This is a genomic window from Cupriavidus sp. PET2-C1, from assembly GCF_054515855.1.
Window position 1 is genome coordinate 1,708,281 of sequence record NZ_CM137259.1, and the last position, 17,069, is coordinate 1,725,349.

15 protein-coding genes, 1 tRNA gene and 2 pseudogenes are annotated in these 17,069 nt (G+C 64.5%); 10 read left to right on the top strand and 8 right to left on the bottom strand.

Annotation, left to right across the window (positions count from 1 at the left end; genetic code table 11):
• Positions 1 to 29: 29 nt before the first annotated feature.
• From ACX12D_RS07820 to ACX12D_RS07835, 4 genes are all read right to left on the bottom strand, one after another.
• Entirely contained in the window at positions 30 to 1,112 is a 1,083-nt protein-coding gene (locus ACX12D_RS07820; protein ID WP_459373960.1) for an ABC transporter ATP-binding protein, read from the bottom strand.
• A 7-nt stretch (positions 1,113 to 1,119) separates the two neighbouring features.
• Entirely contained in the window at positions 1,120 to 2,007 is an 888-nt protein-coding gene (locus ACX12D_RS07825; RefSeq protein ID WP_150990600.1) for an ABC transporter permease, read from the bottom strand.
• A 27-nt stretch (positions 2,008 to 2,034) separates the two neighbouring features.
• On the bottom strand, positions 2,035 to 2,985 hold the full coding sequence (locus ACX12D_RS07830) for an ABC transporter permease (RefSeq protein WP_459373539.1): 951 nt from the start codon (positions 2,983 to 2,985) through the stop codon (positions 2,035 to 2,037).
• A gap of 182 nt (positions 2,986 to 3,167) precedes the next feature.
• Positions 3,168 to 4,745, bottom strand: a complete 1,578-nt coding sequence (locus ACX12D_RS07835; protein WP_459373961.1) for an ABC transporter substrate-binding protein — start codon at positions 4,743 to 4,745, stop codon at positions 3,168 to 3,170.
• A 302-nt stretch (positions 4,746 to 5,047) separates the two neighbouring features.
• On the opposite strand from ACX12D_RS07835, the gene ACX12D_RS07840 reads away from it, so the two are divergent.
• Positions 5,048 to 6,295 carry a Zn-dependent hydrolase gene (locus ACX12D_RS07840; RefSeq protein WP_459373540.1) on the top strand — a complete coding sequence of 416 codons (1,248 nt, stop codon included), beginning with the start codon at positions 5,048 to 5,050 and terminating at the stop codon, positions 6,293 to 6,295.
• Positions 6,296 to 6,325: 30 nt separating this feature from the next.
• Here the strand turns inward: ACX12D_RS07840 and ACX12D_RS07845 are convergent, their stop codons facing one another.
• Positions 6,326 to 7,165 carry an IclR family transcriptional regulator gene (locus ACX12D_RS07845; RefSeq protein WP_459373541.1) on the bottom strand — a complete coding sequence of 280 codons (840 nt, stop codon included), beginning with the start codon at positions 7,163 to 7,165 and terminating at the stop codon, positions 6,326 to 6,328.
• 417 nt (positions 7,166 to 7,582) lie between these two features.
• On the opposite strand from ACX12D_RS07845, the gene ACX12D_RS07850 reads away from it, so the two are divergent.
• The 7 genes from ACX12D_RS07850 to ACX12D_RS07880 all read left to right on the top strand — a co-directional run bounded on the left by ACX12D_RS07850 (position 7,583) and on the right by ACX12D_RS07880 (position 13,393).
• Entirely contained in the window at positions 7,583 to 8,281 is a 699-nt protein-coding gene (locus ACX12D_RS07850; protein WP_441630760.1) for a GntR family transcriptional regulator, read from the top strand.
• Between the two features lie 74 nt (positions 8,282 to 8,355).
• Positions 8,356 to 9,033, top strand: coding sequence for a DUF2848 domain-containing protein (locus ACX12D_RS07855; protein WP_459373542.1), 678 nt, complete (start codon positions 8,356 to 8,358; stop codon positions 9,031 to 9,033).
• Positions 9,030 to 10,364, top strand: a complete 1,335-nt coding sequence (locus tag ACX12D_RS07860; RefSeq protein ID WP_459373543.1) for an amidase — start codon at positions 9,030 to 9,032, stop codon at positions 10,362 to 10,364. The genes ACX12D_RS07855 and ACX12D_RS07860 overlap by 4 nt, the downstream gene beginning before the upstream one ends.
• A 100-nt stretch (positions 10,365 to 10,464) precedes the next feature.
• Positions 10,465 to 11,784, top strand: a complete 1,320-nt coding sequence (locus ACX12D_RS07865) for an MFS transporter (protein ID WP_459373962.1) — start codon at positions 10,465 to 10,467, stop codon at positions 11,782 to 11,784.
• A 239-nt stretch (positions 11,785 to 12,023) separates the two neighbouring features.
• Positions 12,024 to 12,110: transfer RNA gene (locus ACX12D_RS07870), tRNA-Leu, on the top strand.
• Positions 12,111 to 12,199: 89 nt separating this feature from the next.
• Positions 12,200 to 12,991, top strand: coding sequence for a DUF6538 domain-containing protein (locus ACX12D_RS07875; protein WP_459373544.1), 792 nt, complete (start codon positions 12,200 to 12,202; stop codon positions 12,989 to 12,991).
• 15 nt (positions 12,992 to 13,006) lie between these two features.
• Positions 13,007 to 13,393 carry a site-specific integrase gene (locus ACX12D_RS07880; protein WP_459373546.1) on the top strand — a complete coding sequence of 129 codons (387 nt, stop codon included), beginning with the start codon at positions 13,007 to 13,009 and terminating at the stop codon, positions 13,391 to 13,393.
• Positions 13,394 to 13,437: 44 nt separating this feature from the next.
• On the opposite strand, the gene ACX12D_RS07885 is transcribed toward ACX12D_RS07880, so the two are convergent.
• Entirely contained in the window at positions 13,438 to 14,553 is a 1,116-nt protein-coding gene (locus ACX12D_RS07885) for a TIR domain-containing protein (protein WP_459373547.1), read from the bottom strand.
• 158 nt (positions 14,554 to 14,711) lie between these two features.
• Here ACX12D_RS07885 and ACX12D_RS07890 point away from each other — a divergent pair.
• Together ACX12D_RS07890 and ACX12D_RS07895 are read left to right on the top strand one after the other, a co-directional pair.
• A pseudogene (locus ACX12D_RS07890) lies at positions 14,712 to 14,996 on the top strand (integrase core domain-containing protein); the annotation flags it as partial.
• Positions 14,997 to 15,334: 338 nt separating this feature from the next.
• Positions 15,335 to 15,542 (top strand): annotated as a pseudogene (locus ACX12D_RS07895) (DUF2514 family protein); the annotation flags it as partial.
• A gap of 756 nt (positions 15,543 to 16,298) precedes the next feature.
• Here the strand turns inward: ACX12D_RS07895 and ACX12D_RS07900 are convergent.
• The gene (locus ACX12D_RS07900) at positions 16,299 to 16,637 is read right to left on the bottom strand and encodes a hypothetical protein (protein WP_459373548.1); all 339 of its coding nucleotides are present in this window, start codon (positions 16,635 to 16,637) and stop codon (positions 16,299 to 16,301) included.
• Entirely contained in the window at positions 16,621 to 16,953 is a 333-nt protein-coding gene (locus ACX12D_RS07905) for a hypothetical protein (protein WP_459373549.1), read from the bottom strand. The genes ACX12D_RS07900 and ACX12D_RS07905 overlap by 17 nt, the downstream gene beginning before the upstream one ends.
• Positions 16,954 to 17,069: the final 116 nt, after the last annotated feature.

Consider the following 17,069-nt stretch of genomic DNA (forward strand, 5'->3'; position numbering starts at 1 on the left):
CGTTCACGGGTGCATTCACGATTTGGCCCTCAGGATGCTGCAACGAGCGGGCTGGCGGCCGCGGGCATCTGCTGGCTGTGGCCGCCGTCCGCGTTAGCCATCAGGCAGGCCACCGGATGCCCCGCCAGCGCTTCGGACAACTGCGGCGCACGGCGCGAGCAAACGTCCTCCGCCACGGCGCAGCGCGGATGGAAGCTGCAGCCGGATGGCGGGTTGATCGGGTTGGGCGGGTCTCCCGCCAGCGGCGCGACCTGGGTGCGGTGATCCGGGTCCATTGCCGGCATCGAGGCCAGCAGCGCACGCGTGTAGGGATGCGCGGGGTTGGCATAGAGCGTTTCGGTGTCGCCCACCTCCACCACCTTGCCCAGGTACATCACCATCACGCGGTCGCACAGGTAGCGGATCACGTTCAGGTCGTGGCTGATGAAGACGTAGGTGAGGTCGAACTCGGCCTTGAGGTCGAGCAGCAGGTTGAGCACCTGCGCCTCCACCGATTTGTCCAGCGCCGACACGGCTTCATCGAGGATCACCAGGCGCGGGCGCAGCACCAGCGCCCGCGCGATGTTCACCCGCTGGCGCTGCCCGCCGGACAGCTCGTGCGGATAGCGCCCGGCAAAGCGCGCCGGCTCCAGGCCCACGCGGTCCAGCAGGGCGCGTGCCCGCGCGCTGGCTTCGCCCGCGTCGATGCCGTGCACGCGCGCGGTAAAGGCAATGGATTCCTCGATGGTCAGGCGCGGATTGAGCGAGGAGTAGCTGTCCTGGAACACCATCTGCACCTGGCTGCGGTAGCGCTTCATCGGCAGCTGCGCCGATCCCACGCCCAGCGCATCGAAAATCAGCTCGCCACTGTTTTGCGCGATCAACTGCATCAGCAGCCGCGCGGTGGTGGACTTGCCGCAGCCGGACTCGCCGACCACGCCAAGCGTTTCGCCCTTTCTCACCTCGAAGCTGACGCCGTCGACGGCGCGGACTTCGCCACCGCTGCGCCAGGGTAGTTTCGACTTGAGCGGGAAGTGCTTGATCAGGTCGCGCGCGATCACCAGCGGTTGCGCGGGGCCGCCGACATCGGTGTGGGCCAATGCATCGGGTACCGCGTCTTGCAAGGTTTCCATCATGGCATCAGTCCTTGATTTCCATCGCCGAGCGAATGCCATCGGCGAGCAGGTTGAAGGAGATCGAGGTCAGGAAGATCATGGCGCCGGGCAGGGCGGCAACCAGCGGCTGCGTATAGATCGCCGTGCGCAGCGTGTTAAGCATCAGGCCCCATTCCGGCTCGGGCGGCTTGACGCCGAGGCCGAGGAAAGACAAGCCCGAGGCCAGGATCATCGACACCGAGATCAGGCTGGTGGCGTAGACAAAGATCGGCCCCAGCACATTGTTGAGCACGTGGGCGCGCACGATGGTCAGCGACGACGCCCCCGAGGCGCGCGCCGCGTCGACGAACTCGCGGTTGCGTACCTGCGTGGTCACGCTCTCCGCCACGCGCACGATCTGCGGCACGAACACGATGGTGAGCGACAGCAGCGCATTGCCCACGCCTGCGCCGAGCGTGCCCGACAGCGCGATGGCCAGCAGCACCGAGGGGAAGGCGTACAGGATGTCGACCAGCCGCATGATCACGGTATTGGTCCAGCCGCCGGCATAGCCCGCGACGATGCCCAGCGCGCTGCCGATCACAAAGGCGATCAGCACCGGCGTGATGCCCATGAACAGCGACAGGCGCGCGCCCAGCATCAGGCGGGACAGCAGGTCACGCCCCAGTTCGTCGGTGCCAAGCAGGTAGTGCTCCGTGCCGATCGGCTTGAGGCGCTTCATGATCGAGGCGGCATACGGATCGGCCGGCATCAGCACGGGCGCGAAGATCGCCATCAACACCAGCGCCAGCAGGATCAGCGCGGCCAGCATGGCCAGCTTGTTGCGCAGCAGGCGTTTGCCCACCGTGGCCCAGTAGCCAGGCGAGCGCTGCACGACGGGCACAAGGGCGGGCTTTTTCAGAGTCATTTCCATGGGGGCTCCCGGGTTTCCTTGATGGCGTCAGTTGCGCTGGATGCGCGGGTCGAACAAGGTCTGCAGTGCATCGACCAGCAGGTTCAGCAGCACGAAGAACACGGCGAGCACGAGGATGGTTCCCTGCAGCAGCGGAAAGTCGCGCTGGAAGATCGCCGAGTTGAGCAGGAAGCCCGTGCCGGGCCAGGAGAACACCGTCTCGATCAGGATCGAGCCGCCGAGCAGGTAGCCGAGCTGCAGGCCCATCACCGACAGTGCGGTGGGCGCGACGTTCTTCAGCACATGGCGGAACACCGCCAGCTCCGACAAGCCGCGTGCCTTGAGGCCGACGATGAATTCGTTCGAGAGGATTTCAGCCACGAGCGCGCGGATGGTGCGCGCCACGATGCCCATCGGGATCACCGACATCGTCACCGCCGGTAGCACCATGTACTGGATATGCTCCCAGTTCCATGCCCAGTCGCTGGAGCCACCAGGGCCGGCGCCGGTGGCGGGCAGCCAGCCGAGGAACACGGAGAACACGATCACCAGCACCATGCCCAGCCAGTAGTGCGGCATGCTCACGCCGAAGACCGACAGGAAGGAGGCCGTGCGGTCCGCCGCGGAATCGCGGAAGTAGCCCGCCACGAAGCCGAACAGGCAGCCCAAGGTAAAGCCGATCAGCGTGGCTACCGCGGCCAGCCGGACCGAGTTGATCACCGCCGTCATCACCTCGCTCATCACCGGGCGGTTGGTGGCGATGGAGGTGCCCAGGTCGCCGTGCAGCGCGCGGGTGAGCCAGTGCAGGAATTGTTCGAGGAAGGGCTTATCGAAGCCATAGAGCGCGGTGAGCTGGCGGCGCAGGTCCTCGGAGGCGTCGGGCGGCAGCACCGACACCAGCGGGTCGCCTGGCGCGATATGGACCAGCGAGAAGCAGAGCAGGGCGACCCCGAGCAGGATGGGGATCGCGTAGACGATGCGGCGGAGCAGGTAGAGCATGTTCGTGGCCGGGGGGGAAGGCGAGCATTGCCTGCCGTGGTTTCTCGGGGAGCCAGGCCGATGCATGCCGGCCTGGCATCTTCTGGATTGCGCTGCGCGTGGCCGGCCCGGGACCGGCCACGCGCGCTGGCCGCTTGGTGCTCGGCCTGGTGCACGGCCCGGTGCTCGGCGCGTAGCACGCCTCAGTCCATCGACATGGTGGCGATGTCGATAAACCAGCTCTGCGGCTGCACCACGCCCTTGACCTTCCTGGAGATCGCGCGCGGGCCTACGTCATGCGCGATCAGCACGAACGGCGCTTCTTCCACGATGCGGGCATGCAGCTTGGCCAGTGCCGTGTCGCGCGCCTTCTCGTCGAAGGACGTGCGCGCCGTTTCGATCAGCTTGTCGAACTCCGCGTTGCCGAAGTAGCCCCAGTTGTTCGAGACCGGGGGCTGCGTCTTGGTGCTGACAAAACGGACCATGGCAAAGAACGGGTCCATCGCCGCAAAGCTTACGTTGATGGCGCTGGCGCCATGCGCGCTCGGGTCCTTGGCGCCGATGCGCCAGTTGGTGAACAGCGTGTTCCACTCGACCACGTCAAAGTCGACGTCGATGAAGCACGCTTTCAGGTTCTGCTGCACGTACTCGTTCATCGGCAGCGGCTGCATCTGGCCGGAGCCCGAGGCCGACACCTGCACCTTTACCTTCATCGGCTTGGCGGCCGAGTAGCCGGCCTCCTGCATCAGCTTGCGCGCGGCGTTGGCGTCGTACTTGATATCGAACGCGGGGTTGCCCCACCACGGGTTGCCCTTTTCGACGATGCCCTTGGATTCGGCCATGTAGCCGCCCAGCAAGGTCTTCAGGCCCTCGCGGTTCACGCACAGGTTGGCCGCCTGGCGCACGCGCTTGTCGAGCCAGGGCGACCCGGGCGCGAACGACAGCTGCCACGGCCACATATGCGGCTGGGCATTGGCGTAGACCTCAAAGCCGCGGCTCTTGATCTGCGCCACGGCATCCGGTGCCGGCGCCTCGATCCAATCGACCTGGCCCGACAGCAGCGCGGCGGTGCGGGCGTTGGCCTCCGGCATCGGCTGCATCACCACCTTGTCGATCTTGGGCACGCGCTTGGCGTCCCAGTACTGCGCGTTCTTGACCATCTCCAGGCGCTCGCGCGGCACGAAGCGGCTCATCTTGAAGGGACCGGTGCCGGAAGCATCGGCGGCAAAGGCCACCCAGGCTTGCTTGGAGCGCTCGGCCGGATCGCTCACCGAGGCCGGTACTGCTGCCAGCTTCTTGTCCCACTGTGTGGGCGAGGCCATGAACAGGTTGCTCAGGTTGTAGGGCAGGAATGAGTCCGGCTCCGACGTAACCAGCTCCACCGTGAGGTCGTCAATCTTCTTGGCCGAGCGCAGCGTCGGCATGCGCGAGGCGGTCACGCCAACCTGGCTGGGGTCGAACTGCCTGGCGGTCTTGTCGAGCACCTTGCCCACGTTCCACACCACGGCGTCGGCGTTGAACGGCGAGCCGTCGTGGAATTTCACGCCGGGGCGCAGCTTGAAGATCCATCGGGTCTTGTCCTTGGCATCGACCTTCCATTCCGTGGCCAGGTCGGCAATCAGCAGGCTGGGGCCGTTGGCCTTGGACAGGTCCCACTGGGTCAGCCCGTCGTACATCGGGATGCCGGTGAAGCGGTTGCCTTCGAAGCCCTGGTCGGGCTGACCCAGCGTGCGCGGGATGTCGGCGGCGGTCATGCCGATGCGCAGCACCTTCTCGGCCATCGCGGTGCCCGGCAAGGCGAGGATCGAGACGGCGGTGATCGCAGCAGCGGCGGCGATGGACTTCAGGCCGGGTTTCACGCTTCTTACGGAGTCGGAAGAGAAAACGGTCACGGGCAAAGCTCCTGGGTGGGGGGAAGGGGAGACGGGAGCAGTTAAGCAAGTCATATGCCAGTGCCTATGCCAGTGCCTACGCCAGTGCCAATGCCTGAGCCTGCGCCCGAGCGTTGTGCCGCTGCTGTTCTTGCCATGGCCTGTTTTTTGCTGACTTCCCTGTCTGACTCCCAACCAACCGGCTTCCCGACATGGATCAGCAACACCTTCCCCGCATCAACGCAGCACGCCTGTGGCAATCGCTGATGGACCTCGCGCAGATCGGCGCCACGCCCAAGGGCGGGGTGTGCCGCATCGCGCTGACCGAGCTGGACCGCCAGGGCCGCGACCTGGTGGTCGGCTGGTGCCGCGAGGCCGGGCTCGACGTGCGCACCGACGAGGTAGGCAACGTGTTCGCGCGCCGTGCCGGCAGCGATCTCCATGCGGCTGCGGTGGCCACCGGCAGCCACATCGACACCCAGCCCTCGGGCGGCAAGTTCGACGGTAACTTCGGCGTGCTGGCTGGCCTGGAGGTCATGCGCACGCTCAACGACCTGGGCATCGTCACCCGCGCGCCACTGGAGCTGGCGTTCTGGACCAATGAGGAGGGCACCCGCTTTACCCCCGTGATGATGGGCTCGGGCGCTTTTGCCGGCGTGTTCGAGGCGGCGTTCATCCGTGCCCAGCGCGACCTCGACGGCATCAGCGTGGGCGAAGCACTGGAGCAGATCGGCTACCGCGGCGAGCAGCCCGTGGGCGACGTGCCGGGCGGCATGTTCGCGGCCTATTTCGAGGCGCATATCGAGCAGGGGCCGGTGCTGGAAGCCGCCGGGCTGCCGATCGGCGTGGTCTCGGGCGCGCTCGGCCAGCAATGGTACGACGTCACCGTGACCGGCATGGATGCCCACGCCGGCCCCACGCCGCTGGCGCTGCGCCACGACGCCATGCTGGCGGCCGCCCGCATGATCGATGAAGTCAACCGCATCGCCGTGGCGGAGGCTCCGCACGGGCGCGGCACGGTAGGCTACGTGCAGGTCACCCCCAACTCACGCAACGTGATTCCGGGCCGCGTGGATTTTTCCGTGGACCTGCGCAATCTCTCGCAGGATGGGCTGGACCGCATGGACGCCGCCATGCGCGCGTCGTTCGCGCAGATTGCGCAGCGTGGCGCGGTAGACGTGTCGATCCGCCAGGTGGTGAAGTTCGAGCCCTGCGTGTTCGCGCCGGCATGCGTGGACAGCGTGCGCCGCGCCGCGGCCGCGCTGGGCCTGCCGCACATGGACGTGGTCAGCGGCGCCGGGCACGACGCCGTGTACGTGGCGCAGCGCGCGGCCACCGGCATGATCTTCGTGCCGTGCAAGGACGGCATCAGCCACAACGAGCTGGAAGACGCGCTGCCCGAGCATATCGAGGCCGGCGCCAATGTGCTGCTGCAAGCGATGCTGGAGCACGCGCGCTAAAGCGAGTTAGCGAGTTAGCGATTCAACTTCTCAGTGGGCGATCGAACGCGAGATCGCCCACGCGCATTCGATCACCATCGGCGCCAGCTTCTTCTGCGCCTCGGCCATGCTCCAGCGGCTGGCCGGCGGCGACACATGCACCGCGCCCACCGCCTGCCCCTGGCTGTTGACGATGGCCGCGCCCACGCCCATATCGCCCAGGAACAACTCCTCGTTGTTGCAGGCGTAGCCCACCTTCCGGCAAGCCACCACCGTCTCGAAGATCGCCGCCACATCGGTCAGCGTGGCCGGCGTGCGCGCCACCCGGGCCGAGTCCTGCAGCATGGCCATCACCTGATCGTCGGGCAACGTGCTCAGGTACGCGCGGCCGCTGCTGGTGCAGTACATCGGGATGCGCATGCCTACGGGCGTCAGCACCGGGATGGTTTTCGACGTCATCAACTGCGCCACGTAGACCATCTCCAGCCCCACCGGCTCGGTCAGGTTGGCGGTCTCGCCGCTGGCATTGGCGAGCTGCGACAGGTAAGGGCTGGCGACCTGGATCAGCGCGTCGGCGGACAGGTAGTTGTAGCCGATCTCCATCACCTTGGGCGTCAGCCGGAAGCGCCGCGTCTGCGGGTGCTTGGCCACATAGCCCAGCGTTTCCAGCGTATGCACGGTGCGTTGCGCGGAGCTTTTGGTCATGCCGGTCAGCCCCGCCAGTTCGGCCAGCGTGAGGGTGCGATGGACCGCGCTGAAAGCCCGCAGCACTTCCAGCCCCTTCTCCAGCGACTGATTGAAAAGTGGGTCCGGACGAGTGGTCTTTTCGTCGCTTTCCGTGTCGATGGCCGGCGCTGCGCCGCCGTTTTCCTGATGGTCTTGCCGGTTCATGTTCGCGTTCCGCCGAGTCTTCCGGGTCTTCCGAGTCTTCGTACCAGTGACGGGCACCATCGCTGGGAAGGCCTGCACCACGATGAGTGCATATTGCACCAATATACGACTGAATCGATTATCGATTCGTATGGGTTCCGTCCATGATATTCGGGTCGTCTTTCTTTGGGAATAGCGGCGCTGCAACCGCCCCTCCGATTTTGGCGCGCGATCTTCCTTATGTCGCTCGAATGCCTTGTTCTATAAGGCTTCCGGAGAATTATCCTGGTTGCGAGCGGGCGAGAAATGCAGCGCATGCGCGACAGTGCAATGCCGTCGATTCGCTCCTCTTCAGTGTTTACCCGCATTCCTGATTTGTTGACGATCAGTGAAATATCAGACTAGTATCACAACAACTTCAACACTGCGGGAATCACCATGTCGAACCCGATCCGGCTGGTCGGCGGCGCCGATCACACCCCTGAGCCAGCCTCGCGCGCCGCCACTGGCGCCGCGCTGCGCGAGCAGGCCTATGCCGAGATCAAGCGGCGCATCATTTCCTGCGAATTCCGTCCCGGCGAGCCGCTCAACGAAGCCCAGGTCGCGGCCTTGCTCGGCATTGGCCGCACCCCCGTGCACCAGGCGCTGCACCGGCTGGAAGTGGAAGGGCTGGTGTCGATCCTGCCGCGCAAGGGCGTGCTGGTCTCGCCACTGTCGCTCAACGAAGTGCTCGACATGATCGAAGTGCGCGCCACCAACGAAGTGCTGTGCGCCACGCTGGCCTGCGAGCGCGCCCACGAGAGCGATCTCAAGGCCATGCGCGAGATCGTCGACCGTTCGCCCGACCTGATCGCGCGGCGCGACATTACCGGCCTGGCCGCGCTCGACCTCAAGTTCCATACCGCCATGTCGGCCGCCTCGCGCAATCGCGTGCTGGCCGACCTGCTGCGCGGCCTGCACGAGAAGCAGGCGCGCTTCTGGTTTCTCTCGCTGTCCGACCCGCAGCACCTGGAGAACGTCTACCAGGAGCACCTGGTGATCATCGATGCCCTGGAGCGGCGCGACGTGCCGGCGGTGCGCGAGGCCATCCGCGAACACATTGACGAATTCCGGAAGAACATCATCCGGACCATCTGACCGTTTTTTTCCGCAACAACCGCAACAACCGCAACAACCGCAACAACCGCAACAACCGCAACAGGTAGTGAGCAATGCCGACACTTCAATTCCAGGTAGCCGGCGAGGGTGAACTCGTCCTCGATATCCAGCGCCTCATCATCGCCGGCTGGACCGGCCGCGACGCCGACGCCGTCAACCACCACATCCGCGAGCTCGAAGAGATCGGCGTCAAGCCGCCGAGCACCGTGCCATGCTTCTACCCGCTGGCCGCCTCGCTGCTGACCACCAGCGCGTTGCTCGAAGTGCCGCGCGAAGACTCCTCCGGCGAAATCGAGTTCGTGCTGCTGGCGGCCAAGGACGCGATGTACATCGGCGTGGGCTCCGACCACACCGACCGCAAGGTCGAAGCCTATGACGTTACCGTCTCCAAGCAGATGTGCGCCAAGCCCCTGGGCACCGAAGTCTGGCGCTTCGACGATGTCGCCGCGCACTGGGACCAGTTGCAGATGCGCTGCTGGCGCACCCGCAACGGCCAGCGCGAGCTCTACCAGGAAGGGCTGGTCACGCGCCTGCTGGACCCGCGCGACCTGATCCAGCGCCTCACCGGCGAAGACAAGCTGCCGGTGGGCACCGCCATGTTCTGCGGCACGCAAGCTGTGATTGGCGAACTGGGCAGCGGCGAAGCCTTTGAAGTCGAACTCCACGATCCGGTGCTCAAGCGCACGCTGCGCCATGCCTATCGCGTGGAAAGCCTGGCGGTCGCACCATGAGCACCACGCTGCCAACCATCGCCGCGCTTGCCGCCGACCTGGCCGCCGGGCGCACCACCAGCGTTGCGCTGACCGAGCAGGCACTGGCTCGCATCGACGGCCACCGTAACGCTGGCGGCACCGCCTTCCTGGAAGTCGACGGCGCCGGCGCGCTGACCGCGGCCCGCGCCGCCGACCAGGCGCGTGCCGCGGGGCTGGTGGCATCGCCGCTGGCCGGGCTGCCGGTCTCCGTCAAGGACCTGTTCGACGTAAAAGGGCAGGTGACCCGGGCCGGCTCGAAAGCGCTCACGGGCGAGCCCGCCAGCGCCGACGCGCCCGTGGTGGCGCGCTTGCGCGCCGCCGGCGCCGTGCTGATCGGGCGCACCAATATGAGCGAGTTCGCGTTCTCCGGCCTCGGCCTGAACCCGCACTACGGCACGCCCCGCACGCCCTTCGACGAAGCACGCATCGCGGGTGGCTCCACGTCCGGTGGCGCGGTCAGCGTGGCGCTCGATATGGCCGTTGCGGCGCTCGGCACCGACACCGGCGGCTCCATCCGCATCCCCAGCGCGTTCTGCGGCCTGACCGGCTTCAAGCCCACCGCAAGCCGCGTGCCGCTGGCCGGCGCCGTGCCACTGTCGACCTCGCTCGACTCCGCCGGCCCGCTCGCGCGCTCGGTTGCCTGCTGCGCCGCGTTCGACGCCATCGTCAGCGGCGAAACGCTGGACAGCCGTCCCGCGCCGCTGGCCGGGCTGCGTCTGCTCGTGACCCGCGATTTCGTGTGCGACGGCCTCGACGCCGAAGTCGCCCAAGCCTTTGACGCCGCGCTCGCCACGCTCTCCCGGCTCGGTGCGCAGATCGTCCCGTTTGAATTCCCCGAGCTCAAGCGCCTGCCGCAGATCAACGCCGCCGGCGGCCTCACGGCAGCCGAAGCCTGGCACTGGCACAAGCTGTTGCTGGCCGAACGCGGCAATGCCTACGACCAGCGCGTCGCCATGCGCATCCGCCGCGGCGAGCAACTCGGCGCCGCCGACTACATCGAACTGCTGGCCGAACGCCGCGCCATGCAGGCTCGCGCCGCCGACCTGCTGCGCGAAGCCGACGCCTGGCTGATGCCCACGGTCGCCGTGCGTCCGCCCCGGCTCGATGCCCTGCAAAGCGACGAAGCCTTCTTCGCCACCAACGGGCTCGTGCTGCGCAACCCGAGTGTGCTCAATTTCCTCGACGGCTGCGCCGTATCGCTGCCCATGCCGGCGGCGGAGCAGGGCATGGGGCTGAGCGTCGGCGGCCTGAACGGGCGCGACGCGCGCGTGCTGCAGGTGGCCGGCGCCATCGAAGCCGCGCTGCAGTAACGCGTAGTAGCCAGAAGATAGAAGAAAAGACCGAGGGCCGCGACCAAGCAGCGCGGCCCCGTCAATCAACACCCAAGGAGTACCACCGATGTCTTCCGTGATGACCGGCGCCCCTGGCGCCCTGGAGAGCCCGGCCCACACCCCGGCAGAGCGCAACGAGGCCTACCGCAAGATCGCGGTGCGGCTGATTCCCTTCCTGGTGTTCCTGTTCGTGCTCGCCTGGATCGACCGCGTCAATGTCGGTTTTGCCAAGCTGCAGATGCTGCAAGACCTGCAATTCAGCGAAGCCGTGTACGGTTTCGGCGCCGGCATCTTCTTCATCGGCTACTTCCTGTTCGAAGTCCCCAGCAACCTCCTGCTGGAAAAAATCGGCGCGCGCCGCACGCTCGCCCGTATCACCATCCTGTGGGGCTTCGCCTCCATGGCGATGATCTTCGTCAAGACCCCCATGCAGTTCTACGCGCTGCGATTCCTGCTCGGCGTGTTCGAAGCCGGCTTCTTTCCCGGCGTCGTGCTCTACCTCACCTACTGGTTCCCCGCCCAGCGCCGCGCCCGCATCAACGGCCTGTTCATGACCTCGTTTGCCATCGCCGGCGTCATCGGCGGCCCGCTCGCCGGCTTCATCATGAGCAGCATGGAAGGCGTCGACGGCCTCGCCAACTGGCAATGGCTGTTTGTCATCGAAGGCATCCCCTCCGTGCTCGCCGGCATCGCCGTGCTGATGTTCCTGCCCGAAAAGCCCATCAGCGCCAAATGGCTCACTCCCAGCGAACGCGACCTCGTCACCCGCGAGATCGAAGCCGAAAACCGCGACCCCGCCAAGCACTCCTCGCTGCGCGCCGCCTTCACCAACTCGCGCGTCTGGATCTGCGCCGCCATCTACTTTTGCGTGGTCAGCGGCAATGCCACCATCGCCTTCTGGTCGCCATCCATCATCAAAGAACTCGGCGTCAAGGGCAACCTGCAGATCGGCCTCGTCTCCGCCATTCCCTTCATCGCAGGCACCCTCGCCATGGTCTGGAACGGCATCCACTCCGACCGCACCGGCGAACGCCGCCTGCACTGCGCGCTAGCCACCCTGATGGCCGCCGCCGGCCTTGTGCTCACCGGCATGTGGCTGCACAGCGCGGTGCTTGCCATGGTGGCGCTCACCATCGCCTCCGTCGGCATCCTCGCCGCCTTCCCGGTCTTCTGGTCGCTGCCCTCCGCCTTCCTCGCCGGCACCGCCGCCGCCGGCGGCATCGCCCTCATCAACTCCATCGGCAACCTCGCCGGCTTCGTCGCGCCCTACATGATCGGCTGGTTCAAAACCAGCACCGGCCAGCTTTCCTCCGGCCTGTACTTTGTCGCCGCGCTGGAAGCCTGCTCCACCGTCCTGGTGCTGGCATTCATCAAAACCAAGGTCAGCGCGAAGACATAGCCCAAGAGATGCCCCCGGCAGCACGAGGGGGCTGGATTCCAGCGGCGCTTTGCGCTAGAATCCGCTGCCTCGTTGCGCTGCATGCGCAAGTGCGCCGGCAGCACAGGTAACAAAGCCAGGCGGGCAGTTTCAGCCGCCTGTTTGCTTTTGTGCTCTTGTGATATCTCTCACGCTGCCCGGCACGCCTGTAAGACAACGAGCACAGCGGCCTCCCGTCAGGGATGCACGCCGCAGGGACTGCGAGGGTGGCGAAATTGGTAGACGCACCAGGTTTAGGTCCTGACGCCAGCAATGGTGTAGGGGTTCGAGTCCCCTCCCTCGCACCAATAAAATCAAGAATTTCCAGCTAAATCAAGGGCTTGTGGCACAATAGTGCAGCACTGATCCAATGACACACAGGGATCGGAAAGCACTTATGGCAAGCCCAAAGCCTCAGCGGAAAATCCCGGGCCTATACCAGCGCAATGGCGTTTGGTATCTCCGCGTTATGGTCCCGGACGCGATCAAAGACCAACCTCCCTACAACGGCAACAGGCTGCGCTGTAACGTCTCCCTGAAGACCCGGGATCCCGAAGTGGCCCGAGTGGAGGCGCTTTCGCTTCGCGCAGGCTTCGAGGCTGAGTTCCTTAGGGCCAAGGACGCCCTGAGGGCTCCAAAAGTCTCCGAGGTTCCCAAGACCCTAGCGGAATACATCGTCGCCCGAGCGCGGCACACAATCCTTGCTAAGGACTACGCGCTCCGGTACACGCCGGACGCCGCTCGCAGTCTGCTAGCAGCCATTGACCGGCCTCAACGGTTCTTCACCACGTCTAATGATCCCGAGGTTGTCCCAGAGGCGCAGCGACCCACCGAGGACGGTAGCTTGTCGGAGGCGGCACTGGATCGGCTACAGGCCGTACAAGGGAGGCTCCCTGCCCATCCTTGGGCCTCGCTCACCATCTCGGTCAAGAACTCCAAGAAGCGACTCCCATTTACCCATGCTGATATTCGTTGCCTGTTCTCCGGGGCCATCTGTGAGCGAGGGGAACTTCCCGAGCATCGCAATGCAGCCGGCTGGGCTGCGTACTGGCTCCCGTTGATGGGGCTTTACTCTGCCGCCCGTCTCGGGGAGCTTGGGCAACTCGGGGTTGGCGATGTGATCGACGTGAATGGGATCAACGTGCTTTCGATTCACGGTTGGGCAGAGGGGGCCACCCGCAAAACTTAGGCCAGTGAGAGGCATTTGCCTATCCATCCTGAGCTGGTGCGGCTTGGGTTTCTTGAGTACGTTCAGGCCATGAGAGAGGCGAGACATACGCATCTGTTCCCGGCCCTGAACAACACGAGCAAGGGGTCGGCAGCGGTGTTCGGAGAGTGGTTCCGCATCCGACTTGATGAGATCGGCATTACGGATGAACTGGAGACATTCCACGCTTTCCGGCATACCGTCCGGTCCGAGCTTGCATCCTTGCATATTGGACAGGAAACCACGGATGCCATCTTGGGCCATGTGCCCACGGGCTCAACTGGGGCGACGACGTACACCCATATCCGCCTGAAGGGCATGGCCGATGCGCTGGCGCAAGTCAGGTATCCAGTTGAACTCAAGCGGGTCTACCCGAGGCGCTGAGTCATGCAGGGCCGGCAGTCTGTCTTGAACTGCCGACCCTACCCTTATACAGAAACTTGACCTGGAAGAGGGGTGCTTTTCATGTCGTTGATTGCTTCGATCAATCGAATGGTGACGTCTCCGTCCAGTGCCTCGCCGTCGTACCGGACTTCATAGAGACCTTGCAGGTTGGAGGGGAGTTTTACGCCATTTCGAACCAACAGAATGAAGCGCCTCCCGTAAAGTGCCATTGCGGCACCAATCTCAATCAGAACGTTTGGGTTAATGACTGTGTGCGGCTTCGCTTCTTGGTCGATCAGCGTTTGCTCGCCATCTACGTGGATTATGGCTGCGCTGCAGCTACGCATATCATTCATCACCTTGTCAGGCACCGGCTGTGAAACGCTCTGCTTCTCAACCGAAACGACAGGGATCATCTCGCCAAAACCGAGCAGCTTCTTTATCGGCTCGATGAACGCCGTGTTTTTACCGTGCGTGATGAAAACGCGCCGACTTCCTGTGTCGCTTTGCGGGGCTGTGTTTACCCTCTCCGAGGGCGGCAGTGCGGGCTGCTCGTATGCAGCCTCGGGAAGCGCATCCGGCGTCACGATCTGTGCCATAGGATCGGCCTGAGGCTTCTCGCTTGTTGGCTTTGTTCCACCGAGATCAATGTACTGCTTGTCCTTGATGGTCCGCACGAAACCAACGCTATCAGCAGTCGAGAGAATTAGATCCCATACTGCAGAGACTCGCTCACTTGGAACCCCCATGGCTTTCAATACGTTGTGACCAATATCCACACGTGGCAGTGACGAGCCTGAGTATTTTGAGAGGAACTCCCGCAAAATTCTCGGCTTGAGAATCGCATCCCTCTTAGCCGAAAGGTCATCTCCCTCTTCAAGCGGGCTGAGGATACGCTTTGCTAGAGGTGTTGGTGTTATCGAGGCAGCGTTGTATCCGCCTTCGGTTAGGCCATATGCGATTGAGGCCCCGCACAGCATGCGAAACTGGCTACTCCCAGGTTGCAGGTTCAGGGCCGATGCGACATCGAGCGCGGACGAAGCAGACCCTCCGTAGTTATCCAAAATGGCTCTCGGCACGCGTAGCGCATCATCCAGTGCATACGCGGGAACATCCTCCTGCAGAACATAGGCGCGAGGTGCAGACGTAGGCTTGGTCATCGCCTTGGATTGCTTGGTGGTCCCCTTCTTCGCGGGAGGCGCAGCCCTTCTCTGTGTAGCCATTTACGGTCCTCTTGTTCCTGCAATTGAAGATATTAGCGTGCCGATCTAAGAAACATAGTCGAGCGGCCTGTTGGAGTAAAACCACTACCGTCAACGCCCAGTATGCCAGCGAGGAGTATCAGGGCTTGCTGGCGCACCACGGACTGGTTTGCAGCATGAGCCGCTTGGGCGACTGCTGGGACAACGCTGTAATGGAGCGCTTCTTCCTGAATCTGAAGATGGAGCGCGTATGGCAGAAGCGCTACGTCGACCGGGCCGAGGCCCGGCGCGACATCACGCAGTACATCGTTGGCTTCTACAACCCGGTGCGATTGCATTCGACGCTGGGCTATGAATCGCCGCAGAAATACGAGGACAAGCTAAAGCACCAGACAACCTAAACACCTGTCTGAAAAAACTTGACCACCACAAGTGCTTCCGTTGTAGGCGCGCGGCGCCCGGTCGCCATAGGGCGACGTCCCATAGTCCTTCCAGGACAGGTTGTACCGCAAAAAAGTGCCGCGACCGAGTATGCGAGTCGCGGCACAGCGGCTGATCGAGGACGGGTGGCCTCGCCAGCATGCCTAAAGCATATGAGAGGCACCGTAGGGTTGATATCGGCCTTGGAGTTGAAGGGGCTCGCCTATCGCATTGAAGGGACACTCCTACCACATTGGTTTGAGCCCATCGAGCGGGGTGAGGAGGCACTCTCCGGTTACTGAGCTCGCCTTCGCGCGCGGCGACGCCTCGGCATCCATCAACTCCGGCGGGTAGGGCCGCGTGCAGCTGCGCTAGCTGGCCCCCTCGGAGTGCTTGCCGACGTGCTCGGCCGCGCTGACCAGCGCGCGGGAATCCTGGCTGGATATGCTGACGCCGCCCGCATCGCCGGCCAAGCCTGCGAGCGCACTCATGACGCGCTGACTGGATCATCGCAGGCGCCCTCGTAGTGAGCGGCGGTAGTCGGGGGCTGTGAAGATCGGAGGGAAAAAGGGGGTGTAGGCGGCAGGGTAGACACCTACACCCTCGAGGATTGGCAACGGGGTCAATCTGTCGCCGGGATTGATTGTGGTGCGTCGCAGCAATATCAGTACCCCTCCGATGAAGGGAGGCGTAGCGGAGCCGCGAGGGGCAGAGGATCTGGAGTACGAAGTACGCGTGCGAGCGTGGCCTACGATTCCCTGGTGGCGCCATCAATCCCTGCCTAAGTAGGGATGCGCGCTGAGGCGCCCTTGATACACTGCAAACGCGCGCTGGAGGTGGCTGGGGTGGAGACTCGGACGGGAACAGTCATTGACCGCCGCCGGGGGCGCCTGAGGGCGCCCTTTGTTATTGAGTCTTCCTGTAGAACCGCTGCGCCGGCACCGCTCCCGGCCGTTTGATCTTCACCATGTCGCGCGCGCTGACCCGATAGGTGTTGCCCGCGCACTTCCCCACGATGCTCTCCAGCTGCATCGCCAGCGGATTGCCATCAGGAACAGACGCACTCGTATTCAATTGGTAGCGGGGCCTTGGACGCCGGGGGCCGAGGCCGTGTTGTCTCCAATGTTCCATATTTTCCTTGCTCGCCACATGTCGTGCGGCATTGCACCTCGCGCTCGTAAGGCGTTTTCTGGTTGCACGATGCCAAGTTCACGAGTGCGGCGATGAAAGCTAGTGACAGTGGAAATCTTGAAATCAGCCTAGTCATCGCTCCATCTCCGAAGCTATTCCATGGAGTGTTCGCGGGCGGGTCTACTCGGCCGCCTTCGCTCTCGGCGCCCGCGGCGCCGGCACGGTCCGGAGAACGAGCGCTTCTCGTCGACTGTCTCCGATCGCGCGTTGGTGGTGTCGAACTTGGCCACGCCCGGCGGGATGCGGGCCTTCGGCACCATGCCGAACGTTCCCGTCGGCGCCTGGCGCGCGCCGTCGCCGTTGTCCACGATGATCGGTGCGGCATAGTCCGGCCAGGTCTCGGGCGGATAGTCCAGGGGCGGCGGCTCGACGCCGAAGACGTCGCGCAGCAGCTGGCGCTGCAGCGGGGCATAGTTAGTGCGCCTCCTCATCTCCTGGCAGGGGCGTGAGCGGCAACACCCGCTGCGCCTTTTCCGAGACGCGCTGGTGCTTGTCCTGCGCCTCTTGCCACGTCGCCGAGGTGAAGATCTTGTCGATGCCGCCGCCGGCCAGGTGGGTAACGAAGACCGGCTTGTCGCTCATCGTGTCTGACCATGGGCAGAAGCATGTCCAGACGCGGGCATCCTGCTCGGGAAGGTCAGTGCGCAGCACGAAACGTTTGAACCAGCCCCTCAGAAATTCATGATGCGCGTTGCCGTCCAGGGTGTGGACTGGCTGGCCGTGAGGATCCAGGAGGTACAGCTGCATGCTGAACGGATTGCCATAGGCATCCGGCGTGCCGCCGCGAATGGATGGCGCAGCGCGCGTACCCAATTCTCTGGGGTGTCGGGGGGCATGGCGAGGCGGATGCCGCTAGTCAGCGG

Excerpts from the sequence above, each read along its gene's own strand:
- ACX12D_RS07860 (WP_459373543.1), top strand. The coding sequence starts at position 9,030 with ATGAGCACCACGCTGCCAACCATCGCCGCGCTTGCCGCCGACCTGGCC.
- ACX12D_RS07850 (WP_441630760.1), top strand. The coding sequence starts at position 7,583 with ATGTCGAACCCGATCCGGCTGGTCGGCGGCGCCGATCACACCCCTGAG.
- ACX12D_RS07875 (WP_459373544.1), top strand. The coding sequence starts at position 12,200 with ATGGCAAGCCCAAAGCCTCAGCGGAAAATCCCGGGCCTATACCAGCGC.
- ACX12D_RS07830 (WP_459373539.1), bottom strand. The coding sequence starts at position 2,985 with ATGCTCTACCTGCTCCGCCGCATCGTCTACGCGATCCCCATCCTGCTC.
- ACX12D_RS07865 (WP_459373962.1), top strand. The coding sequence starts at position 10,465 with ATGACCGGCGCCCCTGGCGCCCTGGAGAGCCCGGCCCACACCCCGGCA.
- ACX12D_RS07900 (WP_459373548.1), bottom strand. The coding sequence starts at position 16,637 with ATGAGGAGGCGCACTAACTATGCCCCGCTGCAGCGCCAGCTGCTGCGC.
- ACX12D_RS07905 (WP_459373549.1), bottom strand. The coding sequence starts at position 16,953 with ATGCAGCTGTACCTCCTGGATCCTCACGGCCAGCCAGTCCACACCCTG.
- ACX12D_RS07855 (WP_459373542.1), top strand. The coding sequence starts at position 8,356 with ATGCCGACACTTCAATTCCAGGTAGCCGGCGAGGGTGAACTCGTCCTC.
- ACX12D_RS07840 (WP_459373540.1), top strand. The coding sequence starts at position 5,048 with ATGGATCAGCAACACCTTCCCCGCATCAACGCAGCACGCCTGTGGCAA.
- ACX12D_RS07835 (WP_459373961.1), bottom strand. The coding sequence starts at position 4,745 with ATGGCCGAGAAGGTGCTGCGCATCGGCATGACCGCCGCCGACATCCCG.
- ACX12D_RS07820 (WP_459373960.1), bottom strand. The coding sequence starts at position 1,112 with ATGGAAACCTTGCAAGACGCGGTACCCGATGCATTGGCCCACACCGAT.
- ACX12D_RS07825 (WP_150990600.1), bottom strand. The coding sequence starts at position 2,007 with ATGGAAATGACTCTGAAAAAGCCCGCCCTTGTGCCCGTCGTGCAGCGC.
- ACX12D_RS07845 (WP_459373541.1), bottom strand. The coding sequence starts at position 7,165 with ATGAACCGGCAAGACCATCAGGAAAACGGCGGCGCAGCGCCGGCCATC.
- ACX12D_RS07885 (WP_459373547.1), bottom strand. The coding sequence starts at position 14,553 with ATGACCAAGCCTACGTCTGCACCTCGCGCCTATGTTCTGCAGGAGGAT.